At 61.7% G+C, this 12,231-nt stretch carries 11 protein-coding genes and 1 pseudogene; 6 read left to right on the top strand and 6 right to left on the bottom strand.

The features are described from left to right. Positions 1 to 48: 48 nt before the first annotated feature. From NKJ04_RS30205 to NKJ04_RS30185, 5 genes are read left to right on the top strand one after another with little or no spacing between them, the layout of a single operon-like run. The gene (locus NKJ04_RS30205) at positions 49 to 1,437 is read left to right on the top strand and encodes a TadA family conjugal transfer-associated ATPase (protein ID WP_352679218.1); all 1,389 of its coding nucleotides are present in this window, start codon (positions 49 to 51) and stop codon (positions 1,435 to 1,437) included. Beyond that, entirely contained in the window at positions 1,437 to 2,408 is a 972-nt protein-coding gene (locus NKJ04_RS30200) for a type II secretion system F family protein (protein WP_352679216.1), read from the top strand. Before NKJ04_RS30205 ends, NKJ04_RS30200 begins: the two co-directional genes overlap by 1 nt. A gap of 17 nt (positions 2,409 to 2,425) precedes the next feature. Then, positions 2,426 to 3,376, top strand: coding sequence for a type II secretion system F family protein (locus tag NKJ04_RS30195; RefSeq protein ID WP_352679290.1), 951 nt, complete (start codon positions 2,426 to 2,428; stop codon positions 3,374 to 3,376). A 54-nt stretch (positions 3,377 to 3,430) separates the two neighbouring features. Beyond that, on the top strand, positions 3,431 to 3,973 hold the full coding sequence (locus tag NKJ04_RS30190) for a tetratricopeptide repeat protein (protein ID WP_352679213.1): 543 nt from the start codon (positions 3,431 to 3,433) through the stop codon (positions 3,971 to 3,973). Between the two features lies 1 nt (position 3,974). After that, positions 3,975 to 4,514, top strand: a complete 540-nt coding sequence (locus NKJ04_RS30185; protein ID WP_352679210.1) for a prepilin peptidase — start codon at positions 3,975 to 3,977, stop codon at positions 4,512 to 4,514. A gap of 181 nt (positions 4,515 to 4,695) precedes the next feature. Here the strand turns inward: NKJ04_RS30185 and NKJ04_RS30180 are convergent, their stop codons facing one another. From NKJ04_RS30180 to NKJ04_RS30155, 6 genes are all read right to left on the bottom strand, one after another. After that, positions 4,696 to 5,643: a nucleoside hydrolase gene (locus NKJ04_RS30180; RefSeq protein ID WP_024502284.1), complete on the bottom strand. Its 948-nt coding sequence runs from the start codon at positions 5,641 to 5,643 to the stop codon at positions 4,696 to 4,698. Continuing rightward, entirely contained in the window at positions 5,640 to 6,653 is a 1,014-nt protein-coding gene (locus NKJ04_RS30175; protein ID WP_352679206.1) for a nucleoside hydrolase, read from the bottom strand. Before NKJ04_RS30175 ends, NKJ04_RS30180 begins: the two co-directional genes overlap by 4 nt. Before the next feature lie 11 nt (positions 6,654 to 6,664). Continuing rightward, positions 6,665 to 7,651, bottom strand: a complete 987-nt coding sequence (locus tag NKJ04_RS30170) for an ABC transporter permease (RefSeq protein WP_352679203.1) — start codon at positions 7,649 to 7,651, stop codon at positions 6,665 to 6,667. Next, positions 7,639 to 8,679 carry an ABC transporter permease gene (locus NKJ04_RS30165; RefSeq protein ID WP_352679200.1) on the bottom strand — a complete coding sequence of 347 codons (1,041 nt, stop codon included), beginning with the start codon at positions 8,677 to 8,679 and terminating at the stop codon, positions 7,639 to 7,641. The genes NKJ04_RS30170 and NKJ04_RS30165 overlap by 13 nt, the downstream gene beginning before the upstream one ends. Beyond that, positions 8,676 to 10,205: an ABC transporter ATP-binding protein gene (locus NKJ04_RS30160; protein WP_502897991.1), complete on the bottom strand. Its 1,530-nt coding sequence runs from the start codon at positions 10,203 to 10,205 to the stop codon at positions 8,676 to 8,678. Before NKJ04_RS30160 ends, NKJ04_RS30165 begins: the two co-directional genes overlap by 4 nt. 136 nt (positions 10,206 to 10,341) lie before the next feature. Further along, positions 10,342 to 11,346 carry a BMP family lipoprotein gene (locus tag NKJ04_RS30155; protein WP_352679194.1) on the bottom strand — a complete coding sequence of 335 codons (1,005 nt, stop codon included), beginning with the start codon at positions 11,344 to 11,346 and terminating at the stop codon, positions 10,342 to 10,344. 254 nt (positions 11,347 to 11,600) lie between these two features. On the opposite strand from NKJ04_RS30155, the pseudogene NKJ04_RS30150 reads away from it, so the two are divergent. Further along, positions 11,601 to 12,152 (top strand): annotated as a pseudogene (locus tag NKJ04_RS30150) (amino acid synthesis family protein); the annotation flags it as partial. Positions 12,153 to 12,231: the final 79 nt, after the last annotated feature.

The raw sequence follows: 12,231 nt of genomic DNA, 5'->3' as shown, positions 1-12,231 counted from the left end.
TAACAGTTAGTTTCCGCTAATGAGGGATTAAGGGGAGTATAAGCGATTATGCTGGGGCGGTTCATCAAGGGGCCAAGCGAACAGCAGGCAGTGACAAAGGTCGAGCCGCTGGTGGTGCCGCCTGTTGCTCTGACCCTTGCGCCAATCACTGATGTTGAATCGCAACGTGAAGACTTTCTGACCCTCAAGGTCGAGCTTCATCGCCATCTTATCGATCGCTTCAATTTGACCGCCCTTGAAAATGCTTCCAAGGATGAGATCCTGAACGAAATCCGTCCGATCGTGCGTGAGTTCGTGCGGAATCGAACCGTGCCGCTGAATGCCCGAGAGCTCGATCAACTGACCAGCGACACCGCCGACGAGATGCTGGGCCTTGGGCCGATCGAACCGTTGCTCAAGGACGATTCCATCGCCGACATATTGATCAACACCCACAAGAAGGTCTTCATCGAGCGGCGGGGTGTGATCGAGGAGACGGCAATCCGTTTCCGGGACGAGGCGCATCTCCTGCGTATCATCAACAAGATCGTTTCGGCGATTGGCAGGCGTGTCGACGAATCCGCGCCCATGGTCGATGCACGGTTGGCGGATGGCTCACGCGTCAACATCGCCGTGCGGCCGATCTCGGTAGACGGTCCGCTGGTATCGATCCGTAAATTCTCGAAGAATCCCTATTCGCTCGAGCGTTTGATGGCATTCAATTCGATCCGGCCGCCGATGATCGATCTGCTGCGCATTGCAGTGCAGGCGCGCAAATCGATCCTGGTTTCGGGCGGCACAGGCAGCGGCAAGACAACCTTGCTCAATGCACTGTCGAGCTATATCCCGTCGAGAGAGAGACTGGTCACCATCGAGGATGCGGCCGAACTGCAATTGCAGCAGCCGCATGTCGGCCGCCTTGAAACGCGCCCCCCCAATGTCGAGGGCAAGGGCGAGGTGCGCCAGCGCGAACTGCTCAAGAACGCGCTGCGCATGCGGCCGGACCGCATCATCGTCGGCGAGGTGCGCGGCGAGGAAGCCTTCGACATGCTGCAGGCGATGAACACCGGCCATGAAGGCTCTATGACCACCATCCACGCCAACACCCCGCGCGACGCGGTCTCGCGGCTGGAGCAGATGGTCGGCATGGCCGGCATGCCGATGAGCAACGATTCCATTCGGGCGCAGATCGCGTCGGCTATCGACATTATCGTGCAGACCCAGCGGCTGTCAGACGGCGGCCGGCGTGTCACCTCCATATCGGAACTGACCGGTATGGAGGGCAATGTCGTCCAGCTACAGGAAATCTATCACTTCGTCCGGCGCGACGTGGCTGCCGACGGCGCCATTATCGGAGAGTTTCGCGCAACCGGTGTGCGGCCGCGCTTTGCTCAGGAGGCGGCGACGCTGGGCCACCATTTCGCCAAGGATGCATTCAACCCGCAGGTTGCGCTCTGATGCTGACCGGTCAGACGCTCCTTTACTTCATTTATGTGCTGGCGGCTGCGTCAGTGATCCTTGCTGCCGAATCCTTCTACCTGTCTTTTGCAGGCCGACGGGCGAAAGCGGGTGTTATCAACCGGCGTTTGCAGCGATTGGGTGAAGAGTCGCCCGCCGAACAAAGCCTGCAGGGTTTGCTGCAAGAACGAGGGCTTACGGCATCGGGCGACTTTGTTTTCGGCGCGATCACCTTGAACCGCCTCTACACCCAGTCCGGCATTACCGGAAACCCGCTCGCGTTTGCGGCAGTCTTCCTGCTCGCCGGCCTGGTCCTCGCGCTGATGCTGCCCCTGCTATTGGGTTTCTCGTCCATCGTCGCAGTCATTGTTTTTTTGTTAGTCGGCTTCATTTTGCCGCTTCTCGTTTTGCGGCGCGCGCGCAACAAGCGGATCCATAAATTCGCCACACAGCTTCCGGATGCGCTCGACATGATCGTCCGTTCTTTGCGCGCCGGCCACCCAACGACAGTAGCGATCGGGCTGGTCGCGCGCGAAATGCCGGACCCTCTAGGCACAGAATTCGGCATTGTGTCCGATGAAATCACCTTTGGCCTCAGTCTCGAGCAAGCCGTTCGGAAGCTCTCTCAACGCGTCGGCTTCGAAGGGCTTCACTTGCTGTCGGTTTCGCTCTCCATACAAGCCAAGACAGGCGGCAACCTGACCGAGATCCTGGCCAATCTGTCGTCTGTTTTGCGAGAACGGCGCAAACTGCGCATGAAGATCAAGGCGCTTTCGGCAGAGGGCCGCATGTCGGCCTGGATCATCTCGCTGTTTCCGGTTGTCATGTTCGGCATCCTTCTTCTCGTCGCTCCGAAATTTTATGGAGACGTTTGGGGTAGCCCGCTGATCTTGCCAGTGTTCGTGATTTTCGGATTCTGGGCCCTGCTCGGCGATTTCATCATGTACCGCATGGTCAATTTCGATATCTAGAAGGGGAGGACGAGCAAATTCTTCCGAATATCCAAGACTCAGCAGTTCTGCTCTCCCTTGCCGTCTTCTTGGCAGCAGCGGCGCTGTTTGTCTTGGGCGCCTTGGTTGTCATGCCCGCCATCCAGACAAGGAGGCTGGTTGCACAAAGCCTCTTGTCCGAGGGGGTCACCAATCGCCGATCGCTCTACGCGCAGCAGGAACTCAACAAGATCTCCGCGCAGCGGCCTGTCGATGCCTACTTCCGAGCTTTGGAGAAGGAACGCGGCGAGCCGAATGCTCTGGAAGCGAAACTGTTTCGAGCCGGATTTCATCAGTCAAGCGCGCCGATAATCTATACGCTGTCTCGCCTTGCCGCAGTGTGCGTAGGCTTCCTGGCGATGTATGCCCTTCTGTCGCGGGTGTTGCCGACTCAGTTGCCCGGCCTCGTTGCATTTGCTGGTTCAGCCTTGTTCGGACTGGCATGCATGGTCGTCCCGAGCATTGCCCTCGATCGCTTTGAGAACGGACAAAAGCAGATCTATCGTCGCGGCTTTCCCGATTTCATGGACATGATGATCACTTGCGCCGATGCCGGCATGAGCCTGGAGGCGGCGGTCGAGCGCGTGGGCGCCGAACTTGCCGGTACGCACAAATGGCTCGGCATCCAATTGTCGATCATGACTCTCCAATTGCGTGCAGGCAAACCACTGCGGGAGGCCCTGAAGGAGCTTTCGGATCGTATCGGGCTTGAAGAGGCACGTGCTCTGTCGGTGCTGTTTCGGCAATCGGAAGAACTGGGCACCAGCCTGACGGAAGCCTTGCGCATCTACAGCGATGAGATGCGCAGCCAAAGAATTTTGCATGCTGAAGAACGCGCCAACGCGCTTCCGGTTAAGATGATGATCCCACTCGGGCTTTGTATCTTCCCTGTCGTGATGATGGTGATCATGTTGCCGCTCATCATCCGGATGAAAGGCATTTTCTTCTAGTTAGGTATATGATTTGGTCCTAATGTGAGTCGGGGACCCCAAGGGGACACATTTATGAAGAGGGTTATCGCGGCCGCGGCCTGTCTGCTCATGGCGGTGCTTGCCGGCTGCCAGACGGCGGACACAACCGACGGTGTCGTTCGCACCAACGAACCGTCGAAGGGCGACGTAACGTCTTTTGGCGATGCTTTCGACGGGCTGAAAACGGTTAGCGACGTCGAATACTATGCCTCGGACCAGGCCGTCGCCGAAGCCAAGAACCAGTTCCGTGCCGAAAATTACGGCAATGCCGGCGCGCTGTTCTTCAAGGCGACGCAACTGGCGCCCAATGATGGTAACGCCTGGATGGGGCTGGCCGCCTGCACCGATCGGATCCACCGCTTCGACCTGTCCGACCGGGCCTATGCCAGGGCCTTCAAGCTGGTCGGCGCGACGCCCGAATATTATAACAATGTCGGCTACTCCTATCTGCTGCGCGGCAAGTTGCAGGATGCCCGCTCGAACTTCCTCAAGGCTTACGAATTGGCGCCCAACGACCCGACCGTCGCCAACAATCTGAAGCTTTTGTCGTCAAGCGTGCAGAACATCGAGCGCTAGCATGCTGCTCGTCGAAGCACTGTTGCTGAAAGTTCTCGCCATCCCCCTGCTGGCAAGGATTGGCTGGCTCGACTTCAAGACGCAGAAGATTTCCAATCGCGACGTGCTGCTGCTGCTCTGCCTGGGCGCTGGGGGCCTGCTGCTGCTGTCGCTCCAGTCCGGATCGTGGTGGGACATGGGACTGAGCGCATTTGCCGGGCTTCTGTTGTTCGCCGCGCTCTTCCCCTTCTGGGCTTTGCGCAAGATCGGCGCCGGCGACGTCAAGCTGATGGCGGTCATGCCATTCCTGATCGGTGGCAGCGGCCTCGTCCTGTTTTCCATGCTGTTGCTGGTTTTTGCCCTGATCACGGTGATGGTGGTGAAAACCCCGTTCATGCTGCCTGAGGGGGCGTTCCGGCTCTACATCCAGCATATGGATCGCAAAGGCGTCGTGCCTTTCGGGGTGCCGATCTCGATGGCCGCGATCTGTACGCTAACGTTCCTGATCTACAGGAGTTTGATGATCGCGAGCAGCTCCGGGATCCTCAACCAGCTCAACTGACCCTGACATCTCACGCGGCTGAATTTGTCAGGGAGATTTGAGGCATCAAACGAAAAACCCGCCTTTGCGGCGGGTCGTTGGCGTAAATCTGCACCATAGACAAAAATGTACCATAGCTGAGGGCAGGGAGTCAAGAAAAAATTCCTATCGTGAAACGCTGCCGGCGCTGCTCGCGCTCCGTTCAGTCCCGCAGCAGATCGAACATCAGCTTGAAGAAGCGGTCCGCGTCGACCTCATGGGCGATGCGGGCATTGTCCTTTTCACCGCGCTCGCCCCAGTAATCGGCGATGGTCGCGCCGAAGGCGTAGGTGCCGGACAGATCGACGCCGATATGGGCAGGGCGCGTGCGCACCAATGTCGGGTCGATGGCCAGCGCCAGCGCCAAGGGATCGTGCATGGCGCCGCCGACGCCCATCGAGTTGCGGTGCAGCTTCTCGTAGAACAGCAGCCAGTCATTGACCAGCCGGCCGAGCGGCGTGTCGATGGTGGCGAGTTCGGCATATTGCGGCGCCTCGATCAGCACCTGCATGGTGACGTCGAGGCCGACCATCAGGATCGGCACGCCGCTGTCCAGAACGATCTTCAGCGCCTCGGGGTCGCAGAACGCATTGAACTCGGTCGGCGTGATGATCTCGCTCTTGCGGTAGAACACGCCGCCCATCCAGATCAGCTCCTTGATCTTGGGCAGCACGTCGCGATGCTTGAGGATCATCAGGCCGATGTTGCTGAGCGGGCCGGTGGCAACGACCAGGATCGGTTCGGGCGCGGCGCGCAGTCTGTCGGCCAGGAAGTCGACGGCATGCTGGTCAACCGGCTTGATCGTCGCCTGCGGCAGGTAGGGCGAGCCCTCGAGCCCGCTCGGACCGTCGGCGGTGCCGAGCACCAGCGGGCGCGCCAGCGGGCGGTGACAGCCCTGCGCGACAGGCACGTCGCCGGCGCCGATATATTCCAGGATGCGCAGCGCATTGGCGGTCGTCTTCTCGACCTCCGCATTGCCGCAGGTCGTGGTGACGCCGATGAGTTCGATGGCCGGCGAGCGATGCGCCATGACCAGCGCAATGGCGTCGTCGTGGCCGGGGTCGCAGTCGAACAGGATAGGAGTTGGCTTGGTCATCATGTCGTCTTTCACGCCGCCCGCTCGTAGCGCGCTATGGTTTTCTTGAAGCCGTCGAGGAAACGCCGGCCATCGAGGCCGGTGCAGATGCGGGTGGTCTTGGGCCCGCCGCCGGGCAGCAATTGCCGGCCGCGATAAGCGACGGTCTGGCCGCGCGCCAGCCGGCCGTCGAGCACGACGTCGGCGAACAGCGGCTCGGTCATCGTCGCCAGGCCCGGATCGAAAGCCAGCGCCACGGTGATCACGTCGTCCATCGGGAACCCGACGAGGTCGAAGAATTCGCGCCAGATGTCGATGTAGATCGGGAAGCTGTCGGCGATCATCTCAAGGACGGGATTGTCCCTTGCCACGGCCTGCATGTCGGCGATGTCGTCGCGGGTCAGCATCGAATCGGCGACGCGGTTGTCCTCGCAGATGTCGAGCGGCACGAGAATCTTCTCGACATCGGCGTTCAGCACGATGCGCGAGGCTTCCGGATCGGCCCAGATGTTGTACTCCGACAGGGGTGTGATGTTGCCCGGCGTCTGGAAATTGCCGCCGAGCACGATCAGCCGCTTCAGTGCACCGGTCAGTCCCGGCTCCTGCAACAGCGCCATGGCCGCGTTGGTCAAGGGACCGGTCGTCACCAGCGTGATCTCGCCCGGATTGGCCATGACCGTGCCGATGATGAAATCGACCGCATGTCCCGATGTGGCCTGCCGCACCGGCGTCGGCGCCGGCGGGTTGAACTTCTTCAGGCGATCGCCGAAACGGGCAACGAGCCGTCTTTCGAAATGCACCGGCGCCTCCATGTCGGCCTTGGCGTTGCCGACGATCGGCCGCCACGCGCCGGCGTGAACCGGGATATCGTCACGCCCGGCGAGCGTCAGCGTGTTGAGGACGACGTTGGTGACCTGTTCGATCGGGCCGGCCGCACCGGTCACGGTGGTCACGCCCTCGAGCCGGAGCCTCGGATTGACCGCTGCAAACAGCACGGCGAGAATATCGTCGCCGGCCGAATCCACGTCGAGGATTATGCGTTCCATAAAGGCTTCCTTCACTGGGGATTTTTGCGGCCGGGTTCAGTGTTCTTGTCTACCGACAGCAGCTTACGCATCGATTCCAGCGTCTCCGCGATAACCCTTGGACGCGCCCGGTAGGACAGCGCGAACAATGCGATCAGCGCGACGACATAAGGGACGGTGAGAACCAGGTAGGAGGGATAGCCGAACGTCTGCAGGCGCAGCGAAAAAGCATCGGCGAAGCCGAACAGCAGGCAGCCGGCCAGCACCTTCAGCGGATCGCCGTTGGAAAAGATCAGGATCGCCACCGCCATGAAACCACGGCCCGACGACATGTTTTCGGTGAACATGGTGATGTAGCCGAGTGACAGATGCGCGCCGGCGAGGCCCGCCAGCAATCCGCACAGCAGGGACGCGATGTAGCGGACGCGGGTGATCGATATGCCAAGCGCCTCGGCGGCTTCCGGCTTTTCGCCGACGACGCGGATATAGAGGCCGAGCCGCGTCCGCTTGTAGCAGACGACCAGCAGCGGCACGGCGATGAAGGCGACATAGACGAGCGGCGTGAAGCCGGAGATCAGCGGCGCCCACGAGCCGAGAAGGTCGCGGGCACCGGGCAGCTGGACTTTCGGCAGGCCGACGATGCCGTGACCGACGATCGAACCGCGCGTGCCGAAGATCGCTTTCATCAGCGAGATCGTCATGCCGCCGGCCAGGATGTTGAGCGCCAGCCCGACGACCACTTCATTGGCCTTGAAGCTCACCACCAGGACGGCAAAAACCAGGGCGAAGACGAGCGCCGCCGCGACGCCGCAGGCGACGCCCGCGAGTGCGGAACCTGTCCAGATCGAACCAAGGACGGCGAAGAAGGCGCCGACCAGCATCTGCCCCTCGAGGCCGATGTTGAAGATGCCGGCCTTGGTGGTGAACGAGCCGCCAAGCGCGACCAGAAGGATGGGCGCGGTGGTGCGAAGCGTCGCCGCGATCAGCGCGACGTTGATGAGCTTGTCTAGAATTTCCATCGCCGCTCCCCTGCCTGGCTGTCGCCGCGCTTTCTCACCAGCACCTGGGCCGACACGCTGAGGATGATCAGCGCCTGGATCACGGTGATGATCTCGCGCGACGCGCTGGTATCGACCTCGAGCAGCAGCGATCCGTTGCGCAGGGCGCCGAAGAACAGTGCGGTGAAGATGGTGGCGACAGGCGAGCCATTGGCAAGCAGGGCGGCGATCAGCCCGTCGAAGCCGAAACCAGGGGCAAATCCTTCCATGAAGCGGTGATGGACGCCGAGCGTCTCGACGCCGCCGGCCAGCCCGCCGACGGCCCCCGAAAGCAGCAGGACCAGGAAACCCTGCCGTTTCACGTTGACGCCGCCATATTCGGCGAATTTCGGCGCCGAACCGACCATCGTGACGCCGTAACCCCATTTGGTGTAGCGGAAGACAAGGGCTGCGCCGACCGCCAGCACCAGGCCAATGACCAGGCCCCAGTTCAACCGCGAAAAGGTGAAGATCTCCGGCAGATAGGAAGTCGCCAGGATCGGCGGCGTCTCCGACCAGCCACCCGGCCGCTTGAACAGGAAGATGGTGAAGTAGGACGTGAGCAGCACCGCCACGTAGTTCGACAGGATCGTCGAGACGACCTCGTTGGTGTTGTAGCGGGCGCGGAAGTAGGCGGGGATGGCGACCCAGGCCGCGCCTGCCACGACCGCGAGCGCCAGCGCGGCCAGCGTGTGAATGCCCGCGGGCAGGAGCATGGCAAAGCCGACCCAGGCGGCGGCGAAGCCGCCGAGGAACAGCTGGCCCTCGATGCCGACGTTGAACATGCCGCCGCGCAGGCCGATGCAGGCGGCGACACCGCAGATCAGGATCGGCGTCGTCTGCAGCAGGGTCCCGGCGATCTTCTCCTGATCGCCGAAGGCGCCGCGCAACAGCGTCATGAACACACGCACCGGGCTTTCGCCGACCATGAGGATGATGATCGCGCCCATCAGCAGCGCCACGCCGATGGCGATCACCTGGCCGGAAACGGCACGCAAATGGTCTGTCATGATGCGGTCTCCGCGGCAAATTCCGGCGCGGCCACGCCTGCCATCATCATGCCGATGCGCTCCTCGTCGGCCTCGTCGCCGGCGACCTCGCCCATGATCCGCCCGTTGAACATCACCAGGATGCGGTCGGCAAGGGCGGCCAGTTCGTCGAGCTGCACGGAAATCAGCAGGATCGCGCGGCCGGCGGCCCGCTGGCGCATGATCTCGTCATGAATGGCCTCCTGGGCGCCGATGTCGACGCCGCGCGTCGGCTGGTCGATCAGCAGGAAATCGGCGCCATTGGTGAATTCGCGCGCCAGAACGACCTTCTGGATGTTTCCGCCCGAAAGCCGCTTGACCGCATCACCGGCTCCGCGCGCGCGAATATCGAAGCTCTTGATCAGCGTTTCGGCGTTTTGATTTATGGCATTCCAGTTGAGCATGCCGCCGCGGCTCCATGGTGCGCGATGCTGGCGGCCCATCAGGGTGTTGGCCGCTATCGAAGCGTTGCGATCGACCCCGCGCACCATGCGATCGCCTGGAACATGGGCGAGGCCTGCCTGGCGGATCGCGGCGGGGGAGAGAGCGGTGAGATTCTGGCCCTTCAGCCACGCCCCGCCATGGCTTGCCGGTCGCAGGCCCGAAAGCACTTCCGCCAGCTCCGTCTGACCATTGCCGGCCACACCCGCGATCCCCACCACCTCGCCGGAGCGGACGGTGAAACTGGCGTTGCGAAGGGCCGGCAGCAGGCGATCGTCGCGCGCCCACAGATCCTTCACTTCGAGCACCACGTCGCCGTGCAGCGACGCACGCGCCCGGCGGTCGAAGCTGACCTCGCGGCCGACCATCATATGCACCAACTCGTCCTTGCTGAGTTCGGCCGTCGGCCGGGTCGCCACCTTCCTGCCATTGCGCAGCACCGTCACCGTGTCGGACACTTCCATCACTTCTTCCAAGTGATGCGAAATGAAGATCACCGTCATGCCTTCGGCCACGAAGCTGCGCAGTGTCTGGAACAGTTCACGGCTTTCCTGCGGCGTCAGCACGGCGGTCGGTTCGTCGAGGATGATGGTGCGCGCGCCGCGCACCAGGACCTTCAGGATTTCGATGCGTTGCTCTATGCCGACCGAGAGCAGTCCGACGCGCTCGGTCGGATCGACCTGCAAGCCGAAGCGCTTCGACAGATCACGCGTGCGCGCAATTTGTGCGGCGTGGTCGATCAGCCCATGGCGACGGATTTCCATGCCGAGAAAGACGTTGTCGGCAACCGAGAGCGAGGGAACCAGCTTGAAATGCTGGTGAACCATGCCGAGGCCGGCCTTTATCGCCACGGACGGGTCGGCGATCACGATCTCTTCACCGTTCAGCCGGATCGAGCCTTCGTCCGGCTGCAAGAGGCCGAACAGGATGTTCATCAGCGTCGTCTTGCCGGCACCGTTCTCGCCGATGATGGCGTGGATCTCGCCGCGGCGGACCGCAAGGTCGATGCCGTCATTGGCGACGAATGCGCCAAAACGCTTGGTGATGCCAGTCAACTCGACGGCCATCGCGGCATTGCTGTGGAGGGTCGGCGACCCCGGCGTGTTCGACAACGTGGCTCTCGCAGATTGGACACTGATCCGCCGCGGCAAGCCGCGGCGGATCAGTGTAGCGCTTTCTTGGCAGGGAGGCGCTGTTGTTGGCTTACTTCGCCTTGGCGATCACGATCTTGCCGTCGACGATGCCCTTTTTGATCTCGTCCAGCTTGGCGGTAACGCCAGCGGGGATCTTTGGGGCAATATCATCGCAGACCTTGACCTCAACACCGCCCGAGGCGAGGTCGAAAGTGCGGGTGCCGGCGGTGATCTTGCGGCCCTCGACCTCGTCCTTGATCAGCGTGTAGACGGCGATGTCGCCGCGCTTCAGCATGCTGGCGAGCACATTTCCGGGAGCCGAGCCGCACATGTCGATGTCGACGCCGATCGAATATTTGTCGACCGCGGCACTTGCCTGCATAACGCCTTCACCCGTCGGGCCGGCGACGTTGTAGACAATGTCGGAGCCCTGGCCGTAAAGCGCCTGGGCAAGTTCGCTTCCCTTGGCCGGGTCGTCGAAGGTTCCGGCGAAGACGGAGTTTACCTTGACGTCGGGCGCGGCATATTTGGCGCCTTGCTCGTAGCCGCCCAGGAAGTTGCGGATCACCGGGATATCTCGGCCGCCGACAAAGCCGATCGCCTTGCCGTCGCCGATCTTGTCGAAGGCGGTGCCCCTGGCTTCGATCATGCCGGCAAGCGCGCCGGCGACGAAGGATCCCTGCTCCTCGGCGAAATTGGCATAGATCATCTTGGGATTGTCGAGGACGCCATCGATGAACACGAAGCGTTGGTCAGGATATTCGGCGCTGACCTTTTGCAGCGAGTCCACCAGCTCCCAGCCCATCACGAAGATGAGGTCGTACTGCTTGCCCTTGGCAAGATTCTCGAACTGCTGCTGGTAGTCGAGCGCGCGATTGCCGGTGTCGACCAGCTTGAGGTCGATGCCGAAATCCGTCTTGGCCTTGTTGAGGCCGTTGACGATCGAAACGCCAAAACCCTGTGCGAAGTATCCCGAGATCGCGGCCACGGAAACCTTGGCCTGTGCGGCGGCCGGTCCGAACGAAATGGCAAGCATCGTGCCGGCCAGAAATAAACTCTTGAGCGCCCTTTTCATGTCATTCCCCTTCAGCTTTTTTCAGCTTTTGAAGCCACGCTTTGACCATCCCCCACATATCGCCGGGACAACGGCGAGTTCGTTGATGGTCATATGAGTTTAGGAGCGGCTTAACAGGCTGTCAATCGTCATCCGATGCAGTTTTCTTGGCCCTTCGCCCACTTGCTCGACGTCTGCGCTTGACAAATGTCCATGGGCATAATTGTTGATACTCTAATGAGTTTTTATGAACGACGGGATGAAGGAAGCGAACGATGCCGGCTGTGGTGGTCAGGAAATTTCTGGTTCAGGTCGAAGAGATATTCCATGAGGGCGGACCCCACGCGGCACGCCCGCTCAAGCGGGGCGCGGTCGTCGCGGTCATCGCCAACCCTTTTGCCGGACGTTATGTCGAAGAGATCACTGGCTTCATGGAAGACCTGAAGCCGCTCGGTCTCGATATGGCTCGGCGCCTGATCGACGCCATTGGTGAAGGCGGCCAGGCCATCGAAGGCTATGGCAAGGGTGCCATAGTCGGCGCCGCCGGCGAGCTTGAACACGGCGCGCTCTGGCATAATCCGGGCGGCTATGCGATGCGTGAACTGCTCGGCAATGCCAAGGCGATCGTGCCTTCGACCAAGAAGGTCGGCGGCCCCGGAACGCGCATCGATATCCCGATCACGCACATAAACGCCTCCTATGTGCGCAGCCATTTCGATGCGATCGAGATCGGCATTGCCGATGCGCCGCGCGGCGACGAAATGGCCGTCATCCTGGCGATGACCACCGGCGCACGCGTTCATGCACGGGTCGGGGGGCGGGGGGCCCCCCGCCGGCATGGGGGGGGGCGGGTTGGGGGGGACCCGGCAAACCCCCGCGTCAGCCCCAACGGGGTGGAAACCCGCG

The sequence above is a fragment of the Mesorhizobium sp. M0618 genome (assembly GCF_040320765.1).
Classification (GTDB): domain Bacteria; phylum Pseudomonadota; class Alphaproteobacteria; order Rhizobiales; family Rhizobiaceae; genus Mesorhizobium.
The sequence above is the reverse complement of the archived record's forward strand: the minus strand, read 5'-3'. Positions and strand labels throughout refer to the sequence as shown.

What these genes read in the sequence shown, in the direction of transcription:
- NKJ04_RS30165 (WP_352679200.1), bottom strand. Translation starts at nt 8,679, where the DNA reads ATGACAGACCATTTGCGTGCCGTTTCCGGCCAGGTGATCGCCATCGGC.
- NKJ04_RS30185 (WP_352679210.1), top strand. Translation starts at nt 3,975, where the DNA reads ATGCTGCTCGTCGAAGCACTGTTGCTGAAAGTTCTCGCCATCCCCCTG.
- NKJ04_RS30175 (WP_352679206.1), bottom strand. Translation starts at nt 6,653, where the DNA reads ATGGAACGCATAATCCTCGACGTGGATTCGGCCGGCGACGATATTCTC.
- NKJ04_RS30155 (WP_352679194.1), bottom strand. Translation starts at nt 11,346, where the DNA reads ATGAAAAGGGCGCTCAAGAGTTTATTTCTGGCCGGCACGATGCTTGCC.
- NKJ04_RS30205 (WP_352679218.1), top strand. Translation starts at nt 49, where the DNA reads ATGCTGGGGCGGTTCATCAAGGGGCCAAGCGAACAGCAGGCAGTGACA.
- NKJ04_RS30190 (WP_352679213.1), top strand. Translation starts at nt 3,431, where the DNA reads ATGAAGAGGGTTATCGCGGCCGCGGCCTGTCTGCTCATGGCGGTGCTT.
- NKJ04_RS30160 (WP_502897991.1), bottom strand. Translation starts at nt 10,205, where the DNA reads ATGGCCGTCGAGTTGACTGGCATCACCAAGCGTTTTGGCGCATTCGTC.
- NKJ04_RS30170 (WP_352679203.1), bottom strand. Translation starts at nt 7,651, where the DNA reads ATGGAAATTCTAGACAAGCTCATCAACGTCGCGCTGATCGCGGCGACG.
- NKJ04_RS30200 (WP_352679216.1), top strand. Translation starts at nt 1,437, where the DNA reads ATGCTGACCGGTCAGACGCTCCTTTACTTCATTTATGTGCTGGCGGCT.